Source organism: Polaromonas sp. A23, from assembly GCF_002001015.1.
In the GTDB taxonomy this organism is placed as follows: Bacteria; Pseudomonadota; Gammaproteobacteria; order Burkholderiales; family Burkholderiaceae_C; genus Polaromonas.
In genome coordinates this window covers 28,879-53,393 of the sequence record NZ_MUNO01000027.1, presented here as the reverse complement: position 1 = coordinate 53,393, position 24,515 = coordinate 28,879, and the positions used below count along the sequence as shown (strand labels likewise).

The 24,515-nt window shown below is 60.0% G+C and carries 33 protein-coding genes; 30 read left to right on the top strand and 3 right to left on the bottom strand.

Annotated features, from left to right (window positions below; translation table 11 throughout):
• Window positions 1–156 precede the first annotated feature (156 nt).
• From B0B52_RS15755 to B0B52_RS15680, 15 genes are all read left to right on the top strand, one after another.
• Window positions 157–1,464, top strand: a complete 1,308-nt coding sequence (locus tag B0B52_RS15755; protein ID WP_254425731.1) for an MFS transporter — start codon at window positions 157–159, stop codon at window positions 1,462–1,464.
• The gene (locus B0B52_RS15750; RefSeq protein ID WP_077594610.1) at window positions 1,454–1,774 is read left to right on the top strand and encodes a DUF2628 domain-containing protein; all 321 of its coding nucleotides are present in this window, start codon (window positions 1,454–1,456) and stop codon (window positions 1,772–1,774) included. The genes B0B52_RS15755 and B0B52_RS15750 overlap by 11 nt, the downstream gene beginning before the upstream one ends.
• 125 nt (window positions 1,775–1,899) lie before the next feature.
• Window positions 1,900–2,259 (top strand): hypothetical protein, encoded by a 360-nt coding sequence (locus tag B0B52_RS15745; protein ID WP_077594616.1) that lies wholly within the window; start codon window positions 1,900–1,902, stop codon window positions 2,257–2,259.
• 212 nt (window positions 2,260–2,471) lie between these two features.
• Window positions 2,472–2,927 carry a hypothetical protein gene (locus B0B52_RS15740; protein ID WP_077594609.1) on the top strand — a complete coding sequence of 152 codons (456 nt, stop codon included), beginning with the start codon at window positions 2,472–2,474 and terminating at the stop codon, window positions 2,925–2,927.
• Window positions 2,928–3,023: 96 nt separating this feature from the next.
• Window positions 3,024–3,404: a hypothetical protein gene (locus tag B0B52_RS15735; protein WP_139351974.1), complete on the top strand. Its 381-nt coding sequence runs from the start codon at window positions 3,024–3,026 to the stop codon at window positions 3,402–3,404.
• An 18-nt stretch (window positions 3,405–3,422) separates the two neighbouring features.
• Entirely contained in the window at window positions 3,423–3,782 is a 360-nt protein-coding gene (locus B0B52_RS15730; protein ID WP_077594607.1) for a hypothetical protein, read from the top strand.
• Window positions 3,783–3,878: 96 nt separating this feature from the next.
• Window positions 3,879–4,208 carry a cupin domain-containing protein gene (locus B0B52_RS15725; RefSeq protein WP_077594606.1) on the top strand — a complete coding sequence of 110 codons (330 nt, stop codon included), beginning with the start codon at window positions 3,879–3,881 and terminating at the stop codon, window positions 4,206–4,208.
• Between the two features lie 225 nt (window positions 4,209–4,433).
• The gene (locus tag B0B52_RS15720; protein ID WP_077594605.1) at window positions 4,434–4,901 is read left to right on the top strand and encodes a helix-turn-helix transcriptional regulator; all 468 of its coding nucleotides are present in this window, start codon (window positions 4,434–4,436) and stop codon (window positions 4,899–4,901) included.
• 9 nt (window positions 4,902–4,910) lie between these two features.
• Window positions 4,911–5,342 (top strand): VOC family protein, encoded by a 432-nt coding sequence (locus B0B52_RS15715; protein WP_077594604.1) that lies wholly within the window; start codon window positions 4,911–4,913, stop codon window positions 5,340–5,342.
• A 323-nt stretch (window positions 5,343–5,665) separates the two neighbouring features.
• Complete coding sequence (locus B0B52_RS15705; RefSeq protein ID WP_077594615.1) at window positions 5,666–6,052, top strand: DoxX family protein; 387 nt, start codon at window positions 5,666–5,668, stop codon at window positions 6,050–6,052.
• A gap of 273 nt (window positions 6,053–6,325) precedes the next feature.
• Window positions 6,326–6,724: a tRNA (N6-threonylcarbamoyladenosine(37)-N6)-methyltransferase TrmO gene (tsaA, locus tag B0B52_RS15700; protein WP_077594602.1), complete on the top strand. Its 399-nt coding sequence runs from the start codon at window positions 6,326–6,328 to the stop codon at window positions 6,722–6,724.
• A gap of 668 nt (window positions 6,725–7,392) precedes the next feature.
• Window positions 7,393–7,704 carry a PilZ domain-containing protein gene (locus B0B52_RS15695; RefSeq protein ID WP_077594601.1) on the top strand — a complete coding sequence of 104 codons (312 nt, stop codon included), beginning with the start codon at window positions 7,393–7,395 and terminating at the stop codon, window positions 7,702–7,704.
• Window positions 7,705–7,833: 129 nt separating this feature from the next.
• Window positions 7,834–8,478 carry a glutathione S-transferase family protein gene (locus B0B52_RS15690; RefSeq protein ID WP_077594600.1) on the top strand — a complete coding sequence of 215 codons (645 nt, stop codon included), beginning with the start codon at window positions 7,834–7,836 and terminating at the stop codon, window positions 8,476–8,478.
• A 99-nt stretch (window positions 8,479–8,577) separates the two neighbouring features.
• A complete protein-coding gene (locus B0B52_RS15685; protein ID WP_077594599.1) occupies window positions 8,578–9,375 on the top strand; it encodes a 2-keto-4-pentenoate hydratase in 798 nt (265 codons plus the stop codon).
• Window positions 9,376–9,468: 93 nt separating this feature from the next.
• On the top strand, window positions 9,469–10,020 hold the full coding sequence (locus tag B0B52_RS15680) for a hemerythrin domain-containing protein (RefSeq protein WP_077594614.1): 552 nt from the start codon (window positions 9,469–9,471) through the stop codon (window positions 10,018–10,020).
• Window positions 10,021–10,066: 46 nt separating this feature from the next.
• Here B0B52_RS15680 and B0B52_RS15675 read toward each other — a convergent pair whose 3' ends face one another.
• Entirely contained in the window at window positions 10,067–10,768 is a 702-nt protein-coding gene (locus tag B0B52_RS15675; protein WP_077594598.1) for a helix-turn-helix transcriptional regulator, read from the bottom strand.
• Between the two features lie 242 nt (window positions 10,769–11,010).
• Here B0B52_RS15675 and B0B52_RS15670 point away from each other — a divergent pair, with 242 nt between their 5' ends.
• From B0B52_RS15670 to B0B52_RS15660, 3 genes are all read left to right on the top strand, one after another.
• Entirely contained in the window at window positions 11,011–11,385 is a 375-nt protein-coding gene (locus tag B0B52_RS15670; RefSeq protein ID WP_077594597.1) for a nuclear transport factor 2 family protein, read from the top strand.
• A 187-nt stretch (window positions 11,386–11,572) separates the two neighbouring features.
• Window positions 11,573–13,270: a serine hydrolase gene (locus B0B52_RS15665; protein ID WP_168173565.1), complete on the top strand. Its 1,698-nt coding sequence runs from the start codon at window positions 11,573–11,575 to the stop codon at window positions 13,268–13,270.
• Window positions 13,271–13,380: 110 nt separating this feature from the next.
• Window positions 13,381–13,815, top strand: coding sequence for a surface-adhesin E family protein (locus B0B52_RS15660; RefSeq protein WP_077594595.1), 435 nt, complete (start codon window positions 13,381–13,383; stop codon window positions 13,813–13,815).
• 73 nt (window positions 13,816–13,888) lie between these two features.
• Here the strand turns inward: B0B52_RS15660 and B0B52_RS15655 are convergent, their stop codons facing one another.
• Together B0B52_RS15655 and B0B52_RS15645 are read right to left on the bottom strand one after the other, a co-directional pair.
• Window positions 13,889–15,223, bottom strand: a complete 1,335-nt coding sequence (locus tag B0B52_RS15655) for an OmpA family protein (RefSeq protein ID WP_168173564.1) — start codon at window positions 15,221–15,223, stop codon at window positions 13,889–13,891.
• A gap of 165 nt (window positions 15,224–15,388) precedes the next feature.
• Window positions 15,389–16,279 (bottom strand): dienelactone hydrolase family protein, encoded by an 891-nt coding sequence (locus B0B52_RS15645; RefSeq protein ID WP_077594592.1) that lies wholly within the window; start codon window positions 16,277–16,279, stop codon window positions 15,389–15,391.
• Between the two features lie 312 nt (window positions 16,280–16,591).
• On the opposite strand from B0B52_RS15645, the gene B0B52_RS15640 reads away from it, so the two are divergent.
• From B0B52_RS15640 to B0B52_RS15595, 12 genes are all read left to right on the top strand, one after another.
• Window positions 16,592–17,773, top strand: a complete 1,182-nt coding sequence (locus tag B0B52_RS15640; RefSeq protein WP_077594591.1) for a YjgN family protein — start codon at window positions 16,592–16,594, stop codon at window positions 17,771–17,773.
• A gap of 11 nt (window positions 17,774–17,784) precedes the next feature.
• Entirely contained in the window at window positions 17,785–18,894 is a 1,110-nt protein-coding gene (locus B0B52_RS15635; protein ID WP_077594590.1) for a M48 family metallopeptidase, read from the top strand.
• Between the two features lie 31 nt (window positions 18,895–18,925).
• Window positions 18,926–19,297: a translation initiation factor Sui1 gene (locus B0B52_RS15630; protein ID WP_077594589.1), complete on the top strand. Its 372-nt coding sequence runs from the start codon at window positions 18,926–18,928 to the stop codon at window positions 19,295–19,297.
• Window positions 19,294–19,506, top strand: a complete 213-nt coding sequence (locus B0B52_RS15625) for a DUF3820 family protein (protein ID WP_077594588.1) — start codon at window positions 19,294–19,296, stop codon at window positions 19,504–19,506. Before B0B52_RS15630 ends, B0B52_RS15625 begins: the two co-directional genes overlap by 4 nt.
• A gap of 104 nt (window positions 19,507–19,610) precedes the next feature.
• Entirely contained in the window at window positions 19,611–20,243 is a 633-nt protein-coding gene (locus tag B0B52_RS15620) for an FHA domain-containing protein (RefSeq protein WP_077594587.1), read from the top strand.
• A 148-nt stretch (window positions 20,244–20,391) separates the two neighbouring features.
• Window positions 20,392–21,009 carry a LexA family transcriptional regulator gene (locus B0B52_RS15615; RefSeq protein WP_077594586.1) on the top strand — a complete coding sequence of 206 codons (618 nt, stop codon included), beginning with the start codon at window positions 20,392–20,394 and terminating at the stop codon, window positions 21,007–21,009.
• Between the two features lie 405 nt (window positions 21,010–21,414).
• A complete protein-coding gene (locus B0B52_RS15610; RefSeq protein ID WP_077594585.1) occupies window positions 21,415–22,203 on the top strand; it encodes a DUF2726 domain-containing protein in 789 nt (262 codons plus the stop codon).
• Between the two features lie 163 nt (window positions 22,204–22,366).
• Window positions 22,367–22,852: a hypothetical protein gene (locus B0B52_RS15605; protein WP_077594584.1), complete on the top strand. Its 486-nt coding sequence runs from the start codon at window positions 22,367–22,369 to the stop codon at window positions 22,850–22,852.
• Between the two features lie 80 nt (window positions 22,853–22,932).
• Window positions 22,933–23,529 (top strand): phosphatidylcholine/phosphatidylserine synthase, encoded by a 597-nt coding sequence (locus B0B52_RS15600; protein ID WP_077594613.1) that lies wholly within the window; start codon window positions 22,933–22,935, stop codon window positions 23,527–23,529.
• A gap of 354 nt (window positions 23,530–23,883) precedes the next feature.
• Window positions 23,884–24,093 carry a hypothetical protein gene (locus tag B0B52_RS22280; protein WP_139351971.1) on the top strand — a complete coding sequence of 70 codons (210 nt, stop codon included), beginning with the start codon at window positions 23,884–23,886 and terminating at the stop codon, window positions 24,091–24,093.
• A 6-nt stretch (window positions 24,094–24,099) separates the two neighbouring features.
• A complete protein-coding gene (locus tag B0B52_RS22485) occupies window positions 24,100–24,261 on the top strand; it encodes a hypothetical protein (protein ID WP_168173562.1) in 162 nt (53 codons plus the stop codon).
• A 9-nt stretch (window positions 24,262–24,270) separates the two neighbouring features.
• Entirely contained in the window at window positions 24,271–24,471 is a 201-nt protein-coding gene (locus tag B0B52_RS15595) for a hypothetical protein (RefSeq protein ID WP_077594583.1), read from the top strand.
• The last annotated feature ends 44 nt before the right edge of the window (window positions 24,472–24,515 follow it).

Here is a 24,515-nt window from a genome sequence, read left to right as displayed (position 1 = left end):
GTGTACACCCCGCCCGTCAATCCGTCGCCACCGCCTTCCGGTGAGCAACGATGGGACCCTGTTCCCGGTGCCACACCCACGCAGCCGGGGCAGGGCGGCGCCGTGCAGTCCACGCCCGGCGTGGTGATCGGCCTGCCGCCGGGACAGGTGCGTTAATTGGCCCGCACCGGCCTTGACGAAACCCTTACCGCCTTGACTGCCGCCGCCTCCGCTTCTCTTTCCGCTGCCACGCGGCGGTCCATACTCTTTCTCTCTTTTGCCACCTTTGCCAGCATGGTGGCGCAGCGCATTTGCGACGCCATGCTGCCCGAGCTGTCGCGCGTGTTTGCCGTCAGCCTGGTGCAGGCCGCACAGGTGGTGTCGGTGTTTGCCGTGGCTTATGGCGTGGCCCAGCTTTTTTACGGCCCGCTGGGCGACAGGCTGGGCAAGTTCCGCATCGTCACCTTTGCCACGCTGGGTTGCTGTGTGGGTACGACGCTCGCTACTCTTGCCACCAGCATCGATGTGCTGGTGTTTGCGCGCCTGCTGACAGCGCTGGGCGCAGCCGCGCTGATTCCGCTGGCCATGGCGTGGGTGGGCGATGCCGTGCCGCCCGAGGAGTTGCAGGAAATGCTCACGCGCACCGGGCTGGGCAGCACGCTGGGCATGGTGGGCGGCCAGCTTGCGGGCGGGCTGCTGACCGACACGCTCGGCTGGCGCTGGGCTTTTGCATTCCTGACACTGCTGTTTGCGGTGGTGGGCTTACTTTTGCTGATGGACTGGCGGCGCCAGCAAGCCGCGCGGGTGAACTTGCCCGCGATGGCCGTGCCCAATGCACAGGCCACGCGCCCCGGCTTTGTGCGGCAGGCGCTGCTGATCATCACCGGCCCGTGGTCACGTGTGGTGCTGCTCATGGCGTTGGTTGAAGGCGCCGCGGGTTTTGGCGTGCTCGCGATGTGGGCGTCGCACCTGCACCGGTCACAAGGTTTGTCGCTCTCGGTGGCGGGTGCCATCGTGGCGCTGTTCGGGATGGGGGGCGTGCTTTACATGGTGGTGGGCCGGCACATGATTCGACGCTTTGGCCAGCAAAAACTGGTGCTGCTGGGCGGAGCGCTGGTGGGGGTGTGTGCGCTGGTGCTGGCTTATGCGCCGCACTGGCTGCCGGCCATGCTGGCCACCTTGCTGGCAGGCTTCGGGTTTGCCATGTTTCACAACACCATGCAGGCCAACGCCACGCAAATGGCGCCGGGAGCGCGCGGCACAGCGGTCACGCTGTTTGCCTCCTTCCTGTTCCTGGGGCAATCAGTGGGTGTGGTGGTGGCTGCCAGCCTGATCGGTTGGCTGGGTACAGGCGCGGTGGTGGCCCTTGGCGGCCTGGTGATGGCGCTGGAAGGTGTGTTTTTTGCCTGGGTGCTGGGGCGGCGAGCCGCGCAGCTTGCCGGCCCTGTTGAACCGCCGGAGCGTGTGGAGCCTCATGGGGACTAAGCCGAAAAGCAGCACTCTGCTGAAACATCCGTCTGGCGTGTATGCGCGCGTCGGACAGGGGTTCTCATGGCCAGCCTTTTTCTTCGGCTCGCTCTGGGCCTTCGTCAAACGGGCGTGGCTGCTGACCGCATTGCTGCTGGTGCTGGAGGCAGCCCTGTGGGCGGCGGGCGGCTACGCAGCCACGGCGGGCAACCCTGCCTTGTTGACTGTTTTTCTACTTGCCAATGTGGCTTACGCCGTGGCGCGAGGCATCTATGGCAACCGCTGGTTGCTGGCGATGCTGCGCCGCCGCGGCTTCGTGCCTGTCTGACGCGTCAGGTTTCGCATTGATGCGCGTAGCGTGTCGCTTGTCTGCCAGCTTGACGCATACTTTCCATCATGGCTACCGCGCCCCGCAAGACCCGCACCAAACAATCACCAGCCAAAACTTCGGCGGTGAAAACTGCGCCGCGCGCGAAAACACCACGCACCCCGCGCAGCCACCACTACCACGTGTACGTGATCGAGCTGTCCGACGAGGTGTGGAACGTAGGCCGCTTTCGCCGCGCCAACCCCGACTACCAGCTCGGCAAACCCTTTGTGTACGTCGGCATGACGGGCCTGGACCCCGATGTGCGCTTTGACAAACACAAAGCCGGCATTCAGGCCAATGTGTATGTGCAGAAGTGGGGTGTGCGCCTGCTGCCTGCGCTGTACGTCATGTACAACCCGATGCCTTATGAAGGTGCGCGCGATATGGAGGTGGAGTTGGGTATTGCGCTGCGGGAGTTGGGGTATGGGGTTTGGCAGGCTTAGAAGCCTTTAGATTGCGCCCTTCGTTCATTTTTGGGATAGTCAGCTGAACCCGTAACGGCGACTTTGTCAAATTCAATATACCTGTATAAACACGAAGTCAAACACGCTAACTTCATGACTACAAACACATTTTTCGATTTTTCCGCGCCACGTTATCTGACAAGGCGCCATGTTATTCCGCAGTTTTGCGGGATATATCAAAGTTATACGAAATGATCGCGCGCAAATTTTTCCTGTGGACTGGCGTGGCAATCGCAATTGCGGCATCGTTCGCTGCAGGCCTTCGCACCGGGGTAATGGTAGGCGCCGAGCAATGGTTGAAGATGGACAGCTCCGCAAAAGCATCAGTCCTGACATCGGAACTTCGGGCATTGCGCGCCGGAAACGTAGGGGAAATTATCGAAATGAAGGAGATGGAGGTCGATAGCAATGTCGTGAGCGCTATCGAGTTTCAGAAATCCGGAATGCCTTGGCTGTTTTGGCCGAATGCTGGGGTCTGGAACCACACGCGGTCGTTAGAGTATGTGGCGCAGTATCGAAAACAGTACCCAGCAGTGGCGTCAAAGCTGGCACCTCCCGAGGGAACCCCTGACCCAGGCGATCTTCGAGGCTTCGCTATGGACGTAGAATTTTCCACGAAAGAACTGCTTGAACGCTATGGGAAGTAAACCGTATAACTGGTTGGCCAACACGGAGCCACAACTGCAAGTGGCGGCTGCGCCGCACATGTTGTGGCCCGATTGCCTTCAACGTTAGGCGGCATCGTGGCGCAGCTTCCATACTCAATCGAGCTTCACGACTCCACCTTGGCTGCAGTGCGCATGGAAGACGGCACGGCCGTCGTTGAATTGCGACCCGCGTACATTCATCGAGACGCAAAGGGGTGGACTCAGGACGCGGACCTTCGCATTGGGAATGCGCAGGTCGATCTGGCTGGTGTTGATCTCCCGGCGGAGCTGGCGGACGGGCGAATCAAATCCAAACTCGGCCCGTACCACAATCTGCTGGAGCTTCCGCTGGACGTACCTGGGCCGCTCACCGTCACCCTAGAGGTAGTGTTCTCCGAAGAACTGATTCGAATAGCCGGCGATGGAGCAAAGGTTGTGCTCCATGGCGATCCAACGTATGTGGAAGATGTCGCCTAACTCCAACGTTAGACAGCAATGAAGAGTCGCGCGCCCCTTGCGTTTGTCCTGTCTGCGGTGTTAGCCGCTGCCGTTTGGGGGCTCTCGATTTTTCTGACCGGTAAGAACGAGCCGTGGGACGCCGAGGGACCTTACTATTTGGTCGCGTTGGCTATCGCCGGCGCCATTTCAGGGGCGGCCGTTCCCAAGCATCCCGTGGTCCACTATGTTGGCGCTGTGGTGGGGCAGATGGCGTACGAACTGGTCGTTCTCAAGGTTGGCCCGCTATTTGTCCTGGGCCTGGCGTTCTTGGCCGCGTACAGCATCATCTTCCTGATAGCGATGGCGGTTGCCGCCTCATTGAGAAAGCGGATGTCCCGTGCAGCAAATGTTGTCTAACTTGTCGACACGGACGTGCTACGGCGAGCTGGGTTATGCCTCTCATCTCAAAAGTTAAGCGTCACATCCCACTTCACGTAGAAAGAGTGCAACTCCATGAATTCGGTCAACCTTTCCGCAGTGTTATCAAGCGTTTCAGAACCATGGCAGCCTGCAACGGTTGCGCGCTTCAATGGCAACGAAGTCATGGTTGCCAAAGCCATGGGCTCGTACGCCTGGCACAAGCACGAAGACACGGACGACTTTTTCCTGGTACTCAAGGGCAACATCACGATCGAAATGCGCGATCGCAGTGTTAGCCTCGGCGCGGGAGAGATATTCGTCGTTCCACGAGGTGTTGAGCATCGTCCCGTTGCTACCGAGGAGGCTCACTTCATACTCATCGAACCGCCGGGTACCGCGAAAGATGGAACGACGCTTGTCTAAAGTTTCATTGCCACGCCGCCAAGCGGTTCAGATCCCATATTAGACGTGAGAGGAGATCCATGATTCAAATCGTTCCGTTCTCTCCGGCAGGCTTGCATGAAGGCCGCCGGCTCGGGCAAACTGGGTGCATGCGTGTCAAATCCAGAACTCATTGCAACACTGGCGCCATCGCAGGGCGCCAGGCCGTCGGAAAACAGCTTTTGATACAGCCTCGTTAGGCATGAAATGAGTCAGAGTCCCGAACTATTGCGGAGATTGTTGCGATCGAAAGATCGGATGGATGGCGCACCTCACGAGGAGTGGCCTGTCAATCGGTTGGCCCAGGTTAGTGCTGTTTCGGTGGCGCACTTTGCGCGCGAATTCAAAAGAGCCTTCGGTGTACCTCCGCATCGGTACTTGCTCACCCGACGTATAGAACGAGCCATAGCGCTACTCCGCGACACCGGCCAACCCATTACAGAAATTGCACTCCAAACTGGCTGGAACAGTGTTGGTACCTTTGGGCGCATTTTTCGTGATATTACCGGTGAGAGCCCTGGAGAGCTTCGAGCCCGTGAATGCTCGGCTTTGCATGATCGTAAGGAAATACCCGAATGCGTCATGCGCGCTGTCGATCGGCCAGATCTCAATACAGCAGTTTCGGAGAAGCGCCGACTGACGGCGACTAGTAAGCTAGGGCTCCAATCTGATTGAGGAGGTTCTATGACTACAGGTGTAAACGCGGCAGGTCTGTACGTGCGAGATCAAGATGAAGCACTCACGTTCTACGTCGAGAAAGTGGGATTTATCGTCCATACCGATGTTCGCAATGGCGACTATCGCTGGCTGACGGTCCAACATCCGGAGCAGCCCTCTTTCCAACTCGGCTTGTTCAAACCTGGTCCGCCAGTGCATGACGCAGCAACAGCACTGACTTTGCATGAGATGGTAGCAAAGGGTGCCATGCCGCCGCTGGTATTCTTGGTGGATAACTGTCGTGCTGCTTACGAACGTATGAGAGAGTGCGGCGTGGAGTTTACGCAGGAACCTGTGGAACGCTACGGCACGGTGGATGCCGGCTTTCGGGATCCGTCTGGCAACGGATGGAAGATGATCGAGGCAGTGTCCAATCCACAGTCAAGGAGTTCGAAATGAACTGGAACCTCTGGATTCGACAAAGCCACCGTTGGTTGTCTATGGTTTTTACGGCGACTGTGGTTGCCAACTTCGTTGTCAGAGTCGTAGATTCGACAGAGCCGTCGTCGTGGATAACATACTCGCCATTACTTCCGCTCTTTCTAATGCTGGTTACTGGTCTATACCTGTTCGCGTTACCACATATAGCCAAGTGGGAAGGTAGATCCAGTGTCTAACAAGGCGCACCAATCGCCTGCGGCGGCCGGACACTCGCTGCGCTCGCGTCTTTGTGCGCGACGCTAGATGGTATCGACGTACTGTTAACACCCTTGGGGGATCACATGAAGAAAGCCGGATGGTCGATGAGCGCACTTTTTGCGCTTTTTATGATAGTGGTTTCGGCTGCACCTAAATTGCTCGGAGCACAGGTAGCTGTGGAGTCGATGGAAAGTATAGGGTGGCCGTCTCAGCACTTACTGCTCATCGGAATTATTGAACTCACCTGCACTGTATTATTTGTGATTCCCAGAACCGCATTACTTGGAACAGTGCTGCTGACAGGGCTGTTGGGGGGAGCGCTCGCAAGCCACTGGCGGGTTGGCAGCCCGCTGTTTAGCCACACGCTCTTTAGTATTTATTTGGGCGCATTTATGTGGTGCTCATTGTGGTTCAGAGATGCCGCTATTAGAAAATTACTGCCGCTCATGAATAGCGCCAAAATGGAGTGACACATGCCGGAAAAAAGAAAAGGTGAAAGGTCCAGCAGTGCGAGGAACTGTACGGGAAGAAGTTCGACACCGAGCAGCAGTTGCGCGGTACGCTAAACAGCTACATTCGTCGCTGCAATATTTGCCGCCGGTCGGAGGCGAACGTCGCATGTAGGGAGAAACCAGTGTCAACTAAACCGAATCAAGTTCCCCCACAACAGCAGAAGGCGGCTTCGCCGCAAGTGTTGGTGGGTCGGTCCTTTTACGTTAGACGGCAATGCACCGACTAGACCTGTGAGCGACCCTACCTACTTCTTCGCACCCATCGGTGTCGTTCGCTCTTCGCTGCGAAGCGCCAAGGCCGCTCCCAAGCAGGGCTCGGAGGGCGCGCCTACAGCCTGGATCGAGCTTGATTCGCGCTTTGCGGAGGCGGTCCTGGGGCTTACCATCGGAGATCAACTGATCTTGCTGACGTGGTTGCACGAAGCACGGCGCGATCTCCAACTGGTGCACCCGCGGGATGACTTGAGCGCTCCTCTCAAGGGCGTGTTCGCAACCCGCTCGGCTGATCGGCCCAATCCAATTGGCCTGCATCCTGTGATTCTCCTCGCGGTCGAGGGCCTCCGCCTCAATGTGGGTCCACTGGAGGCCATCGATGGAACCCCGGTTCTGGATCTCAAACCAGCTTTGTAGGCACCCCAGTGGCGCAGGAAGGTCAACGTTGCGTCTTGACCATGTCCTCCCATTGCCGTCATCTCGCTGGCGCGCACACGTGAAAGATAGAGTGCCAAGTTCAAATAGCCGGGCATGCGGCGCTCAGCTCAACCGTTGAAGCTGTATTTTTAGTCCCACCAAGTCGTTAATCTGGCGCGCGACTTTCATGTGTTGCTGAACTCAGCATCAGGACATTGCCATGGCCCGCTATCGACTGGTTGACCGATCGCCCAAGTTCATCCCCATCGTGCTCGATGCCCAGACCCAGCCCGGCAGCTTCGAATACGCACTGGACTATCTTGTGACAACGATGACGTGCCCTGCGAAGCCCCGCTTTGCAAATAGGTGCGGTTCGATCGAATTCTGCTTGCTATCAACTCTATAGCTGGTAGCGCCCGTCATTATTGGAGTATCGACCGATTTTCTCTGAAATTCTGCCGAATGCTGCGTGCAGCAGGTGCAGCAGGAGTGCCTCACTTGAGTTCGTCAGACCAGTCGCTTGCCTGCTGTCCCACAAAAATCCTGTTCTAACGCTTACACCTGCATTTGCGCGAAGCAGTTATGTTGGAGGTACTTTTTGCGTTGGCTGACCGTTGGCTGACCGTTGGCTGATGGATCCCCGAACTGGCAAGAGAAGGAGATAACACATGGAAACTGACAGCATCACTGAAAAGAAGGCCGTGCTTGTGGACCACCGTGCAGCGCCGCGTTTTGGCGTTGCCCTGCGCCTGACGGTGGAGGGCAACGAGGGCGCCACGCATGACCTGAGTGCGACCGGTCTCAGTTTTGCTTCTGACCGCGGCTACGAGGTGGGTAGCCCGCTGGAGCTGGTGCTGGAGTTTCCGGATGGCACGACCCCCCACCCACTGACCTGCGAGGCTGAGGTGGTGCGCGTTACACCGGTTGGCGACGGTTTTAACGTCGCCGTGCGGCTGCTGACGCCACTGTTCAAGAATTAAGCTGACAGGCAGCGCAGCTGGGGAATCGCCGCGCTGAGCCCGCCGGAAGCGGCCCGGCCTGTCACCGCCGTTGCACGGCGGCCCGGCAGGTAGGCATAAACTTGGAGTCATCAAATCAGGAGACTCTTCATGCTTACCCTTTGCGGCTTTCCCGTTTCCAATTACTACAACAAGGTCAAGCTGGCGCTGCTTGAAAAAGGCGTGCCTTTTACCGAAGAGTACGCGGCCACGCACAGCAAGGACGAGGCCATTCTGGGTGCCTCGCCGCTCGGCAAGATTCCCTTTATCCGCACGGAGCAGGGCGGGTTGTGCGAAAGCCAGGCCATCCTGGACTACATCGAGGCGGCCTATCCGCAGCCGCCGCTGATGCCGGCCGACACCTTTGCCGCGGCCAAGGTGCGCGAGCTCACCACCTATATTGACTGGCACCTGGAGATCGTCGCGCGGCAGCTGTATGGTTCGGCATTTTTCGGCGCCGAGCCGCTGAGTGAAGGCAACCTGGCGCGCATCCGCAAGCAGCTGGAAACCAATATTGCGGCCTTCAAGCGCCTCGCCAAATTTTCGCCTTATGTGGCGGGCGAGAGCTTCACCCAGGCGGACTGCGCTGCATTTGCCAGCCTGCCACTGGTCGGTATGGCCACCAAGGCGACGTTTGGTGAAGACCTGCTGCTGGCCGGTGGCGTGGACTACAAGGGCTACATCAAGTTCATTGGTGAGAGGCCTTCCGCACAGAAGGTGGTGGCCGACCGCAAGGCTGCGCAGACCAAGACTTGAGGCTGCATGCACGCCTGAATTTTTTTCACAGCCTGCATTGCATTGTTCAAACCGCAACCGGCCGTGCCGTGACAGGATCATGCTTTTTGGAGACGATGCATGAGCCCTGAAGATCTGCTGGAACACCATGACAGCGCGCGCTTATGGCCCGTTGAGCCCGGCAACAGCGGGCTGCAAGATGTGCCTGCGGCTTACCAGCGGGCGCTGGCCGTGCGCGCATTGCGTATGGCGCGCGGCGAGCAGCCGCGCGGTTACAAGGTGGGTTTTACCAACCGCGGCATCTGGCAACGCTACAACGTGTTCGCGCCCATCTGGGGAACGATCTGGAACACCTCGTTGAGTTTCTGCGAGGGTGAAGGAGATGTGGCGCTTGCAGATACCTGCCAGCCGCGCATCGAGCCCGAGGTCGTTTTCTGCATGCGAGCCACACCACCGCAAAAAGCTTCGCTCGATGACTTATTCGCGTGCGTTGACTGGGTGGCTACCGGTTTTGAAATTGTGCAGTCGCACCAGGCGGGCTGGAAATTTGCCGCGCCTGACGCGGTAGCCGATGGTGGCCTGCATGCCCGCTTGCTGGTGGGCCCGCGTATGGCAGCAGCCGGGCTGGCGAAAGATGCGCAGGCTTTTGGGTTGGCGCTGGCCGGGGCGGGTGTCACCTTGTCATGCAATGGCAAACCCATGGACCGCGGCACAGGCGCCAACGTGCTGGGCGACCCGCTGCAGGCGCTGCTTTATTTTCTGCAGGAATTGCGCGCCTGCCCCGGCGCCGTTGACCTTCAGCCGGGTGACGTGATAACCACGGGCACCTGGACGGACGCCTGGCCGGTGGCGCCCGGCGAGCAATGGGTGGCGGCGTTTGATGCGCCGCTTGCCGGCCCGAAAGTAACTTTCGCCTGACGGGCTGTTCCACCGGCTCTGGCGGGCCCTTGGGCGCGGGGTTTGTTGATATGCATCAAGCGGCCCGCGCGGGCGGCAAACTACATTGGCGGCATGACTACCCCTGCCGTCACGCCCGGTTTGCATCATTCCAGCGAACCGCTGGCCGACTTTTCGCAATGCCATATGGGCATTTTGTCGAAGCTTGAAGCCTTGAGGGAACTGCCGGCGTTGCAGGCGGCAGCGGCCCAGGCCCGAACCGTTGCCACCCAGACGCTGGCGCTGTTTCAGGATGCGGTCCTGGAACACCATGCCGACGAGGAGCGAGAGCTGTTTCCGGCCGTGTTGCGCAGTGCCACGCGGGGTGAGGAGTCTGATTTTGCGCAGGCCATGGTGCTGCGCCTGACGGCAGAGCACCGCACTATTGAAGCCTTGTGGAAAAAGATCGAGCCCGACGTGAAGGCTGTGGCAAAGTCCCGCACGGTAGACCTTGACCTGGGGGCCGTGGAAAAGTTGGTACGGCTGTACACCGCGCATGCACGCTTTGAGGAAGAGCATTTCCTGCCTCTGGCGCAGACTGTGCTGAGCCGCAATCGCAACCACATGGAGGCGTTGGACCTGTCGCTGCATCTGCGGCACACACCAGCGCCGCTCGGGCATATCTAGGGCGGCGAGTGCCTGAGCTACGGGGAGGCAGGCAACAATGCAAAGCTCACAAACTCGGGAACAGCCCCGCGCGTCTGAACGCGTCCCAACCCGCAGGTGTAATGCTCACGGTCCGGGAATGCCTGGAGCGCAAGACGAGTTCGCGGTTGACGCAGATGTCAAGGAATGAAGCGGCCAGGGCACCCCCAAGATGGGGCGTGCCTTCGGTGATGTCCGAGCAGGGGCGCGCGAAGACGCGACACTGCATTCGCGCTTGGCCGAGATCAACTCCAAATTCGGTAAACCCTGCTACCCCGGCAGCAGTCAGTTGAAACTCGGACTCCTTGCGCTCAAGCCATCCTGAAGACAACATCCCCTTGAGAAGGTCCACAGCAAACTTTCCTGCGAAGTGGTCGTAACAGGTACGTGCCTGCTGGAACTGCGCTGGATTGTTCCTGGGAAGGCGCGAAAGCAGAGACCGGTCTGCGGCAACCTCTGAGGCCAGCGCTGCCATGCTCTCGATCATGCACGCCACTTCCGAATTGGCGATGCGGTACTCGCGCGCACGCCCGTTGGTTTGCACTTCGAGCAGTCCGCCTTCGAGCATGAGGGCCAAATGTCGACTCGCGGCCTGGGCTGATACGTCAGCGCGGGTCGCCAACTCGCCCGCAGGGCGTTTTGAGCCGTCGATCAGTGCCCAGACCATGCTGGCGCGCACCGGACTGGACAACAAGGAGGCTACGGCGGCGATGTTGGGTAATGCTTCCATGCTTAACAAGTTAATGAGTCGTCATGGAGTATTGGCTGCCAATCGCACAAGCTCAAAGCGCAAAATTTACCGAACCGGGCATCGAATAATTTGATATTCAAGCCAGGTATGCCGCGCTGGACCGGACAACAACGAGGCTGCGGCGGCGATGGCAGGTAATTCTTTCATGCTTAACACGTTTGTGAAGCGAGAGCGCCATGTGCGAACGGACACTGAGGTCTTCATTCACTCCAGGAGATCTTATGAACATCACCGAAATCCAATCGACTTTGCAAACCTATTTCGACGTCATGTACGAATGCGACATGGAGAAGTTTGACCAGGTCTTCCACCCCTCGTGCTCGCTATTCACTGCCGGCGGTGCGGAACTGGTAGTCAAACCCTTTGAGCAGTACCGGCGCGAGATGAGCACGAGGACTCCTCCGAAATCCCGCGCTCAGTCCCGGGACAAGGAGCGAATCATCAAGATCGACTTTCTTTCCGATGAAATGGTGCTGGCGCAGGTCCGCGTGCAGATCCACGACAAGCTGTTTGCTGACAATCTCAACCTGGTGAAGGTGGGGCCAAGGTGGATGGTTGTAGCGAAGATCTACCACCTGGTGGGACTCGTTTCATAGCTCCACTGTTAAAGCACCCTGCAAGACGGTTTGTACCGGGCTCTTCGCGGCGCTCCGTCGGGGAGCCCGCGGGGCCAGGACCATAAACCGTATCTTTTACGCCGTGGCGGCGTTGTAAATCCGCGCGACCTTGGGTATGGTTATGGCCAGCGATGACATCCTGGCGAATAACACGAAGAGGGCGGGCATGAAAACAATGGGAAGCAGCTTCAAGCGGCGACTGGTGCGGTATTGCCTGGGTGCCGTTGGCGCCTTGTGGCTGGTGGCGGCAGGGTCGCAGCCCTTGCGCTTTGATGCCGATCCAAATCTGTTTGCAACCCTTGCGCTGGGCGAGGAACCCGGGTCTGTCGACGTTGGCGTGCTCACGGGTGGCCGGGTGGCCTACGTCGCCAGGCAGAACGGCATGGACGGCAAAGCCGTATCGGCAGACGCATCTGGCGCCGCATCCCAGGGCCGGCGAATTTACGAGATCGGCTCCATCAGCAAGGTCTTCACCGGGCTGCTGGTAGCTCAGGCTGTGGAGCGGGGCGACCTGGGACTGGACGACAAGCTGGGTGTGCTACTGCGTGGGAAGGTCAGGTTCGTTTCTCCCGAGGTCGAAGCGATCACGCTGCGGCAACTTTTGACGCACAGCGCCTGTGTGCCGCGCCTGCCGCCGGACTTTTCCGAAGACCGGACGCCGGAAAACCCCTATGCCGTGTATAACCGCCAGCGCCTCTGGCTGGCATTGGGCGGGTTGAAGCTGGAGAGCCCGGCGCCTTGCGCTGCCTCGTACAGCAACTTCGGGCTGGGCATTGTGGGAGAGATCTTGTCCGAGCACTATGGCAAGCCCTGGCACGTGCTGGTCCGCGAGAACATCACCGCCCCCTTGGGGATGTACGACACGGTGCAATTGCTGGGCGACAAAAGTACGCGCATGGCGCCCGCCTTTAACCATGCGGCAACTGCAGGGGTGTGGGATTTTCAGGCCCTGGCCGGGGCGGGTGCCCTGCGTTCGACGGCTGCAGACATGCTGATTTTCAGCCGCGCCGTCATGGCCGGCCGTAACGGGCCGCTGGGCCCGGCTGCGGAACGGATGCTGACGCCGCTGGGCGTCTTTCAAAGCAACCGGATTGGTTACGCGGTGATGATGCGCGGACCGGAAGGCCGGCGCACCTATTTCCACGAAGGGAGCACGGGTGGTTACCGGACCTTGTGGATGGTGGCACCGGATACGCAAGATGCTCTGGTGGTGCTGACCAGCAACGCCCATGCGCAGCCGGGCAAGGCGTTCGTCGCCATCACCGCCATGCGCTATCCGATCGTCACGACGCCCGTAGCTGCGGATGCCGGGGTGCTGGCGGCCTATGCCGGCGTGTTCAGAGTCGACAAGCTCACGGCTTTCACTTTTGTGCCGCAAGATGGGCTGCTGTACCGGCGCATCACCGGTGGTGGGTTCCGGCCGATGGTGCAGACGGGACCGGACACTTTTGCAGATACCGCCTTCGGTGTGCAATATGTGTTCACACGACGGGACGGGGCCATCACTGGTGTGGACTACACCCAGGGCGGAGGTGGGATGAGCGGCGTTCGTACCGGGGAAGCCGCACCCCCAACCGCAGTGGTGCCCCTTGATCGACAGAAGGACTACGTGGGCAGGTTTTCTCTGGACCGGACCTTGCGCCGGCCCCTTGACTTTGACGTGAAGACAGAAAACGGCCAGTTGGCTGTCCGATCGGGAAACTGGTCGCGGCGGCCGGTGTTTCCCGTGCCTGGCCAGGCCGACCGGTTCGTCTACGAAAACCCGAATGCCCAATTGCTGTTCGAGCGTGATGCCGGCGGCAAGGTGGTGGCGCTCGTGCTCTTTGAGGGCGGTGTCATGCGGATGCATCGGATGGCCGACTAGCAGCCCCCGGCTCTTTTTTTGCTTCAGCAGTTGAGGGCCGTTCGGGGAGGGCTGGCATCTGCTATAAAAGGCGCGGTGTCCCCCAGAAACCGGCTCGAAGCAGTGCCCTCGTGAAAAATATCTTCACGCTTTTATGCATCTTCTGTTGCACCTTGGCCAGCGCCCAGGCCAACTGGTTTACCGTGCTGGGTGATCGCAACGACCCTGCTGTCAATACCATTGAAGTGGATCCCGTGCCCATCGCGGTCGGCGGGAGCCTGCGCACCATGCGGGTCCGGGTGAGCCGTTCACTCGACCGCATCAGTTGGGATGGCGTGCCCTACCGTTCTTATGTGTCCGAGGTGGTGGTTGACTGCGCGAGCAGGACGGCGCGATACAGCGCGCTGAATTTTTATCGCCAGCCTCTGTGGGCAGGCGAATCGCATAACACGTCGGTGTACACCAAGGCCAATCCGCGCGCCATGCAGTTTCTTGATGTCAGTCCGAATCCGACGGCGCGCATCATCCGCGCGGCCTGCGAAACCGGCAATGTGCAGGTCAACTAGCAAGGCTTGCAGAGTAAAGGCGTTTGGGCACCGCAGGAGGTGCTTTTGCTTTATTGCGCCCCGCGCGCCTGGCTTACTTCGGCGTGATGAGCACGTCCACCCGGCGGTTGCGGGCGCGGCCTTCGTCAGTCTTGTTGTCGGCCACCGGTTGTGATTTTCCATAACCCTTGACGCTGAGCCGCGCGGCCGGCACGGCAGCGAGGTTGACGAAATAGTCGCGCACGGCAGCTGCGCGGTTTTCGGACAGCAACTGGTTGGCGGCGTCGTTGCCGACGCTGTCGGTGTGGCCCGAGATGGCGACCGGTGCGTCGGTGAACTTTTTCACCCGCGCGGCGGCTTCGTTCAGGGTCTTGCGGGCTTCCGGCTTGAGCACCGACGCGCCCGAGTCAAACAGCACGGCGGCGTCCAGCGCAATGGCGATGGCTTTGGGCGCCACAAACTCCTCGAAATCGTAAGGGCCGTCAAACCGCGCGCGGAAGTCCACGGTTTCGGCGGACAGGTCCAGGCGCAGGATGACCGGCTGGCGCTTGTCAACCTTGCAGGCCACCACACCCCGCTTTTCCAGCGTGGTGTTGCCCAGTTCAATCTGGCAAATTCGCTCCGAGCGCAGGGTGTAGAGGCCGCCCAGCAAGGCTTCGGTGGTGGCGGCAGAGGTGTTTTTACCGTCGATGGTGAGGGTGAGCTCGCCCGGCCCTGCGTTGAAGGCGTAGTAATAAGCCACCGCCTTCTTGATGCCTTCACCCTTGACGCGGTTGGTTTTCAGGCGCGTGGGTTCGTCAATGTCGGTTGATCCCGGCCCGGCAACGCTGGTGGTGGTGGCTGCCTGCGGTGCGGGCAGTTCGATGGTGCCGTCGAGCAGAACGCTGTAGTCGATGGTTTCTTCAGAAAGATCGAGCCGCAGGATGAGGGGCTGGGCTTTTTCGATCTGGCAGTTGAGCATCACCGTTTTGTCGCTGTTGGTGTTTCCGCTGGAATCAAAACACAGGCGGTTGGCCTTTTTGTCGTACAGCGCAAAACCCAAGGCCTGCGTGGCACCGCTGGGTGAGTTTTTGGAAACCGTGGTGATCTTGATGGGGCCGGCAGGTGCGCTGAAGCTGTAGTAATAGGACAGCTTTTGCTTGACGCCTGTGCCTTTGAGCTCGCGCGACGGCAACGGGGTGGGGTTGTCCAGGTCGGTGGATGCGGCGGGCGTGGGCGCTGAAGGGGCCGGGGCAGGCGCGGCCGGAGCGACAGGCGTGGCGGGATTGGCAGGAGCGCTTGCCGGGGCCGCCGGCGCAGCCGGCACGGCGGCTTGCGGTGGGGGAGTAACCACTGTGGTGGTGGTTCCTTCCTTGCCGCAGCCTGTCAACGCAGCTGCAGCACAGACGCTCAGCAGCCAGAGAGAGTTGTTGGGGTGTGACGGATTCATGTGGCCTCCTTGTTTTTGTACAGACAGTCTAGTGCAACGCTGCACTATGGATGTTCATGACACCTCACCGTTCGGGCTGAGCCTGTCCTGAGCTTGACGAAGGACCCTTCGACAGGCTCAGGGCGAACGGTGGGGTGTCATGATTTATGGAAGCATCAATAATGGCTAGAGCTGCGCCTTGAAGAAGGCGACGGTGCGCTCCCAGGCCAGCTTTGCGGCCGCTGCGTCATAACGGGGAGTGGTGTCGTTGTTGAAGCCGTGCTGGGTGCCGGCGTACTGGTGTGCCGCGTATTTCGCCCCGGCGGTTTTCAGTGCCGCCTCGTACTCGGGCCAGGCGGCGTTGATGCGTTCGTCTACCGCGGCCAGGTGCACCAGCAGCGGGGCCTTGACTTTGACGGCATCCGCGGGGGCGGGGGTGTTTCCGTAAAAGGGAACGGCGGCGTTCAACTCGGGCAAACGGGTGGCGAGCAGGTGGGCGATGCCGCCTCCATAACAAAAGCCCACCACACCGATTTTTCCGGTTGCGTCCGGCCGCCCCTTCAGCCAATACGCAGCGGACACAAAGTCTTCCCGCGCTTTGGCCTGGTCCAGGGTGGCAAAAGCGGCGCGTGCCTTGTCTTCGTCGCCGGGGTAGCCGCCCAGCGGTGTCAGTGCGTCGGGTGCGAAGGCCATGAAGCCGTCCAGTGCCAGCCGGCGTGTGATGTCTTCGATATGCGGATTGAGGCCGCGGTTTTCGTGCACGACCAGCACGGCCGGCAGGCGCATGTTGCCAGCGCTGGCGGGGCGAGCCAGGTAGCCCTTGACGGTGCCGGTGCCTGCGGTTGAGGGGTAGGTCAGGAATTCGGTTTTCAGTCGCGCGTCATCTTTGGCCACTTGCTGGCCGGCGGCGAAGTTGGGGCTGAGTGCGGCCAGCAAACCGGCTGCGGTCATGCCTGCCTTGGCAAATTTTTGCGCCTGATTAAGAAACCCGCGCCGGTCCAGGTTGCCGTGCACATAGGCGTCAAAAAGAATCAGCAGCTCCTGGTCGAAATCCTGTGCGGTCAGGCGTGGCGGCATGGGGTTCTCCTTGGAAAAGGGTGAGGGCAGGGCGCAGCATACGCTGGCGGCGGAAAACGCTCAACCGGAATTTTTCTGTATTCAGGCGTACGGGTGCTATTAAAAAGGAAGCGAACTATGCCCGTGTGGAAAGGGCAAAAGCCGGATTCAATTCATAAGTTCAGTGCGGTGCCTGTTCGGCCGCCATTCAGAACCCGGGTTCGTTGCGGCGCCGTCGCACCTGCGCAGTGTGCAGGGGTTTGATGGCGTTACATTATTTGCCAGGGAGGATGCTCCACGCATCCCGTCACAACAACAGAACGGAGGAGCTTTATGAATGATTCAGTGTCGAACCCGGAACGGACGTTGACCAACCCATCCGGGGCTGGTGATTCCCAGGCGTACCACCTGCGTATTGAGTTCACCGGGTCCGGGAGCGAGTATTTCCGGATATGGATTGTCAACCTGCTGCTGTTGCTGGTGACCCTGGGCATTTACTTCCCGTGGGCGAAGGTGCGGCGCCTTCGCTATTTTTACGGCAATACGCTGGTCGATGGTGAACCGCTGGACTTTCATGGAAACCCGCTGAAGATGCTGAAAGGTTATCTGCTGGTAGGCCTGCTGTTCGGGCTGTATTCGGTGGCGGGGAATTTTTCGGCAATGGCTGGCCTGATCGCCTTTGTCATCGTGACGGCCATCTGGCCCGCGCTGCTGAAATCTTCCATGCAGTTCCGCATGGCCAACACCAGCTGGCGCGGCCTGCGTTTCAGTTTCAGGGGTTCGCTGGGCGATGCCTATCGGGCCGTGCTGCCCATGTTTCTTCCCGGCTTGGTGATTCTTGCGGCCGTCACAAGGGTGGCCGACCCCGAGAAACCGCCGAACTGGTATTTGTTTACCGTGCTGGGCGTGGTGCTGGTGGGCGTGGCCGTGGCGCCCTGGTTGATGTGGAATCTCAAGCAGTATCAGCACAACCATTACGCATTGGCGTCCCTGCAAACAAACTTCAAGGCGACGCTGGGCTCCTTCTACAAGGTGGTCTTCAAGACTTTGGGCGTGATGCTGCTGGCAGCGCTGCTGACCGCGGCGGTGTTTGCAGCCATTGCTTTTGCGGGCGGGGTCATGGGCCGGGCGGGCAAAGGGATGATCGTTCTTGCTGTGAGCCTCGGATTTCTTGCCAGTCTTATCGCCATGCTGGTGGTGGTCAAGCCCTATGCGGTTTCGCGCATGCAAAACCTCGTATGGACGCGCACCGGCAATTCCTCGCTGCGGTTCCTGAGCAACCTGCGTTTCAGGTCGATGCTGTGGCTCAGTGTTCAGAACTGGCTGCTGGTAATTGTTACGCTGGGCCTGTATTGGCCGTTTGCCGCGGTGGCGCTTGCGCGCCTCCGGCTGGAGGCGGTGACCGTCAAGAGCCGGGTTAGCCCGGATACGCTGGTGAGTCAAATGCGGGCTGCTGAAGGGGATGCCGCCGGTGACGCCGCTGGCGATGTGTTCGGCATTGACATCGGGCTTTGAGCTGCAACGTGATGGACACCACGCCAGAGCCAAGGCTCCATGCCACTTATTTTGATGGCATCAGTGCCCGTGCGCGGCCGGTCACGCTGCAACTTGACGGTGCTGTCCTGCAGATCGCCGGCGAGGGAATTCACCGCACGCTGGCGATTGCCGACGTACAGTGGCCGGAGCGTACCCGCCATGGCATGAGGGTAGCGCACCTCAAGGGCGGAGGTTCCGTGCAGTGTGCTGACGCCTCTGCGTGGGACAACTGGTGTCGAAACCATGGACTGCGCGATTCCCTGGTGGTCACCGCACAGCAAAGCTGGCGCTGGGTGCTGGGCAGCGTGGTAGCGCTGTTGGTGATCGCGGTGGCGGTGCAGCAGTGGGGCTTGCCGGTCGCTGCCCGCGCCGTGGTGGCCGTGATGCCGTTGAGTGTGGATGTGGCGCTCGGTGAGGCGTCGCTGGCGTTGATTGACGAACACCTGATGCGACCCAGCAAGCTGCCCGCGAGTGAGCAGGCGCGGCTGCGGGCGGCGCTGACGCAGGCGGCCGGCGCTGCACCGGCAGGTACTGTGCCCGCCTGGCAACTGGTGTTTCGCCAAAGCCGCATCGGCCCGAATGCGTTCGCTCTGCCCGGCGGCACCCTGGTCATGACCGATGAGCTGGTGGCGCTGGTGGGGCGGGACGAAAAGGTGATTACGGCCGTGCTCGCCCATGAGCTTGGCCACGTGCGGCATCGCCACGGTGTGCGCCTGCTGGTGCAAGCCACCGTTTTGAGCGGGCTGGCTGCCGTGGTGCTGGGAGACTTCAGCACCGTGCTGGCAGGCGTGCCCGTGTTGCTGGGGCAGGCAAGCTATTCGCGGGAGGCCGAGCGCGAGGCCGACGCCGAGGCCGTGCGCATTCTCAAGGCTGCGGCTATTTCGCCCGACGTCATGGTCACCCTGTTCGACAAGCTTGAAGAAGAAATGAACAAGGAAGAAATGAAAAAGGCAGGCCAGGACCCGACCGGGAACAAGGGCCAGAGCGAACGCGGGAGCAGGGCGCCGGTGCAGGACTCATGGTTGGGCATTGCTTTTGCGTCCCATCCAGCGGATGCGGACCGCGTGCGTTATTTCAGGGAAGCGGCTGCCGGACGCTAATGGAAAATCGCGGTAGAGCGAAGAACCCGACATGAAAAGTTATCCATCAGGCGGAGGCCTGGTTTACTCCACGGATGCTGGCCGGATGTGCCCCGCCTGCCGGCAGCCGGTGAGTGCCTGCCTCTGCCGGCAAGCCAGGGTTGTTCCACCCGCCGACGGCATTGTGCGGGTGTCGTGCGAAACCAAAGGCCGGGGTGGCAAAAGCGTCACCGTGGTTCGCGGGCTGCCGCTGGATGCGCCGGCGCTGATCCAGCTTGGCAAGCAGCTCAGGTCTGCCTGCGGCTCGGGCGGTACGGTGAAGGAGGGCGTGATTGAAGTGCAGGGCGATCACAGCGTGCTGGTGATCGCCTGGCTTGAAAAGCATGGCTGGACGGTCAAACGGGCAGGTGGAAAAGCGGCATGAAGCCCGAAGACCTGCAACTGCTGGTAACGCGCGAGATGCCCTTTGGCAAGTACAAGGGCCGGCTTATCGCCGACCTGCCGGGTAATTACCTGACCTGGTTTGCCCGCGAAGGTTTCCCTGATGGCGAGATCGGCCGCCTTCTTGCGCTCATGCACGAAATCGACCACAACGGCCTTTCCTCGCTGCTCGAGCCGCTACGCAGGCGCTGACAACCAGGGCCTTGTGTCGCTGCGGCGAGAGTACTACGATGACTGGAAGCCAGGCCGCTGCGCGACAGGCGTGCAGCGCGGTCTTGACGCAGCCGGGAGGCCTTATGCCGCAACTTATTGCATCGGTCGAGGGAGTCGAGATCAAACATGTCTACCTGCACAAGGACCGGACCACGCTCGGGCGCAGGCCGCACAACGACATTGTGTTCAACAACCTGGTGGTCAGTGGCGAGCACTGCGTGTTTGAACTGGAAGGGCTGGCGGATGTTTATGTGGAAGACCTGGCCAGCACCAATGGGACCTATATCAACGGCACCATGATCAAGTCGCGGCAGTTGCTGCACGACAACGACGTTATCGCGATCGGAAACTTCAGGATCCAATACCTTGCGGCTTCCGAAGACTCGGGTTATCACGAAACCGCGGCCATGAAACTCGAAGCACATGCTTCGCCGGGTGGGGGCGGTGCCCTGCACGCGAGTTTTCAGGTGTTGTCCGGTTCATCGGCCGGGCTGGAAGTGCCCGTGGTGAAAGCGGTAACGACTTTCGGCAAGCCCGAAGTCAGTGTGGTGGCGGTTTCCCATCGGCGTTACGGTTATTACGTGGCGCACCTGGCGGGCGACGCGAAGCCCATGCTCAATGGTGTGCCGATTGGGGAGGACGCGGTGCCTCTGGCGCACAACGACGTACTGGAGCTGGCGGGAACCAGCATGCAGTTTTTACTCAAAAACGCCTGACGCGACGGCCGCGGTGGGGTGCAGCCTGTGGGTGCGCCGCCGCTTGGCGGAGTCTGTCCGGGTGTGTAAATAAAAGCAACTTCGAGTGTGCTAATTTATCTATCTAGTGAACAATTTTCTATCGGTTCAGAGGAATACCCTCTAGACTATGAGCGTTCATACACTGATCCGGGAAGGCCGCAAGCGCCTCGCCATGAGCGAACAGCAATTTGCTGACGCCGTCGGCGTGAGCCGCGGGGCTGTACAACAATGGGAAAGACCAGGCGGAACAGCTCCGAAACGATCCAACCAGCGCAGGGTGGCAGAGCTGCTCGGGATTTCCGTGGCGGAGCTGGTCTCCGGCGGATCGAACGTCAGCCCGGGCTTCGACGTGCGGGCTGAAGTGCCCCTGATCTCCGATGTTCAGGCCGGAAACTACACGGTGATCGACAATTTCAAGCCCAAAGGTGGGCTTGAAATGGTGCCCGTTACCGTTGCAATCAAGCGCCACACCTTCGCGTTGCGCGTGCAGGGAGACAGCATGGTTGGGGAGAGCCTGGACTCCTTCCCCGAAGGATCGCTGCTCATTGTGGAGCCGGATATGGAGGCGATGCCGGGTGACTATGTCATTGCGTTGAACAGCTATAACGAAACCACCTTCAAGCAGCTGATCAAGGACGGCGGCGAGTTCTACCTGAAGCCGCTCAATGTTCGCTACCCGATCAAGCCCTTGGGCGACGCCGAGATCATCGGGGTGGTTAGAGAGTTCACCAAAAAATTCCGCTAGCGGGTCAGCATTGCCGGCATCGTTTTTGCGGCGACGGTTGTTGCAGGCGGTGGCAAACGCCATCGCCGTCGGGCCGTCCGGTCGGCGTGCCTCTGGCTGCGGGATTGAAAGAAAGCTTATCTTTCGCCCGATATTTGGTTAGACTACCCAAAAATGTGAGCATCGGAGCCTTGTTTCGCGGGGCTTGGCGAGGCATGAGTCTGGTGCATGCCCCGTCCCGGTCAGAGGTTTCAGTGGTGATTTCTCGCCACGCCGTCAGATGGGGCCATATCCCCAACGGTTGGCGGTGTGTTGATTTAGTAACTCACCCGGCAACCTATGCTTTGACCTACCGGCCCTTTGTGATTTATGCTGGCCCTTCGGAACTGTTGCGCTTGAGCAACTTATTCACACCAGGAGAGAACTTTGAACCTACAAACATGGCTGATGACTGTGCTTGGTATTGCCGTGGGCACGGTGCTCGGATGGTGGGTGCAACGGGAGTGGCAGCGCCGCCACGCGATGAAAAAGCAAAAGCTGCCTGCCAAGTGGTTGCTCAATGCCCGGGCCATGGTCAATACCGAAGAGCAGGAAATCTGGAACTGGCTGCGCACTACGTTTGCAGACCACGCCGTCATGGTCAAGGTGCCGGTGATGCGTTTCACGATTCCCAGTACCAAAGACCGGCCTGAAAACAAGGACCAGAACTGGCACGAACTGCTTGAAGGTGTCTATTGCACGTTCACGGTGTGCACCCTGGGCGGAAAAGTAGTGGGCTGTGTCGATGTGCCGGGCAAACGCGGCATGACCAAGGCGCAAAGGGAAATGAAGGAAAGCCTGTTGCTGGAATGTGGCATCGGCTACACGACGGTACGCAACAGCAGCCTGCCTTCGGGGGGCGCCATGCGGGCGGCGTTTCTGGGCGAAGCGGTGCTTTCCGAGGCGGAGGCCGAGGAGACGCGTGGCGGTGACAGCAGCTTCCACGCGGCGCTCGACGAGTTCACCAGCGAGAAAGTCCGTGCTGCCAAGGCTGCTGCGCTGAAGGAACTCAATGCCAAACAGGCCGCCGATGCCGATCCCAAAGAGAAAAACCGCAACGTGGGATTCAATCCTGATGGAACCGGCTCTTTCATGACCAGGGACAAACCGGGCCGTTTTGCGACCCAGTGGGAAGACTCTTACACGCACGCGGACAACAACCGGCCGGGCAGGTAGTTTTCCTGAAAATTCCGCAGGCGCGTTGTCGCCCCGGCCATGACTGAGAGACCTGTCCTACAAGGGTTTGGGTGCGAGGCACCGCGCAGCGGGCGCGATATCCCTCACGGCTGGCATTCGATGCTTCCTAGACTGGTGATCTTTCACTGTCCAGGAGCAGAACATGAACATTACCCCTATTTTTCGCGCACGTCGGGCCGCTTCAAGCCTTGGCGTGTCATTGCTGTTGGCCGCAGGTGCAGCCTTTGCCCAGGTGCCAGTCACGGCGACAGGCAACACCGGGATAGATGCTTCCGGTGACGTACAGAAAGAGCGTGCCGCCTGCATGGCTGGACGCACCCAGCAAGACCGCGACACCTGCTTGCGGGAAGCCAACAATGCAGCGGCCGAAAAACGCAAAGGCAAGCTGGATAACGCCGGCGCCCAGTTTGGCGCGAATGCCCGTGTGCGTTGCGAGGCACTCAAGGGCGAAGACAAGTCGGCGTGTGAAGCACGTGTGATGGGTTATGGCAATACCAGCGGCAGTGTGGCCGGTGGCGGCGTGATCCGGGAGGTTGAAACCGTGGTTGTGCCTGCGGATGCGTCGAACGTACGTATTGAGCCGAAAACCAGCGCGCCAGTGTTGCTTGTACCCGTACCGCAAAAATAAGATTGCGGGTAACGTGCGGCTGCTGTTTGGAGGGCCAATGAAAACGCTAACCCGTGTCTGACAAAGCCAAACACTTCTCCATGTTGCGGGGCTTTCACCTCGCCGACTTCTTCACGCTGTGTAACGCGGCTTGCGGCGTGGCCGGGGTTTTTCTGGCCATGTTGTATGTGGTGGAAAACTCCAGGACGTATTTTTATGTGGCGGCGGCGATGGCGCCTGCAGCCTTCATCTTTGACGTACTGGACGGACGGGTGGCGCGCTGGCGGCAGCAGCATTCGGCCCTGGGCCGTGAGCTCGATTCCCTGGCCGATATCATTTCTTTCGGTGTGGCACCTGCTGCGCTTGCCTTTGCCGGTGGCTTGCGTGGAGGGTGGGACTGGGTGGCGCTGATCTATTTTGTGTGTTGCGGTGTAAGCCGCCTGGCGCGTTACAACGTCACAGCCGAAACCCTCTCCGAAGGCGCAGACAAGGTGCCCTACTTTGAAGGCACGCCCATTCCCACCAGTGTCGTGCTGACCGCCCTGTTGGCTGTAGCCGCCTGGCAGGGCCGTTTGGGAGAGCAGATTTATGGTGGCGTCTGGATGGCAGGGCCCTGGAGCCTGCACCCGTTGTCTTTGTTGTTTGTGCTCTCCGGATCACTGATGTTGAGTAAGACCCTGCACATTCCGAAACTCTAGGGCGTCTGCAACGGCTGGAACGAGCTTTCGTAACTACTCAGCTCGCTGCATGCGGCACGCTTTTCTTGCCCCCTCGCCCTCTGGGAGAGGGTTGGGGTGAGGGGGCCAGCAAGCCACAACATACGATAGCTCTACGCACAGACCGCCAGCCCTCACCCCGCCCTCTCCCAGAGGGAGAGGGAGTAACTCCAGCCCAGGCGAGCTGAGTAGTTACGAACTTTCTCATTAAATGACGGGTTTTCCCACAGTGTGTGCTGGTTATGTGCTATTGAAAACATAGCATTCCAGCGTAGTGATTGAGGCGCGGTTCTGCGTTTGTCAGCCGCCTCTGACAGCGCCAGGTAATTTTTTCCTATGGAGCTTGCATTGCGGGAGCTGCATCATCGGGCTATGTTCAACGTGTTCAACTTCAGCAATCAACCAGCACCGTCCGGCCATCCGGCCGAGCGTCGCCTTGCTGGTGCGCTCATTGCCTATCTTTCTGCGGTGTTGGCCGGGGTGGCGGCCGTGGTTGCATTTGTCAATGCCGAACTTCCGGTCGAAATTTTGACGGCAGTCATCTGAAGTCGCATGTCTGCAACCCATCGTCCGCATCCTTCCGAAGACGGCTCCCCGCTGTTGCCGGGAAAAAAAGAGCCTGCTCCCACTGAACTGCCGGTCGAGCCAGACTTGGGCCCCGTTCCCCCGTTGGCGCATCCGGAAGAGCCGGGCGCGGTTCAGCCGGCGCTGTGAGCTCAACCAATGTCGCTCCCACTTTCCAAAGCCCAGCAGGCACTCGCCGACTACGACGAAGCCCGCGCCGATTACGTGCGCTTTTTGAGCATGGATCCCCCGGACTACAGGGCGGTCAATGATGCAATGGTTGCCATGGACGAGGCGCATATCCGGTTCAAGCAGGCCATGGGCGACTTCGATGCACCGACATCGCTTCGACCGGTTTGATTTTTTCGCGATGTCGCCGCCTGGCCCTATTGGTCGCCGAGGCC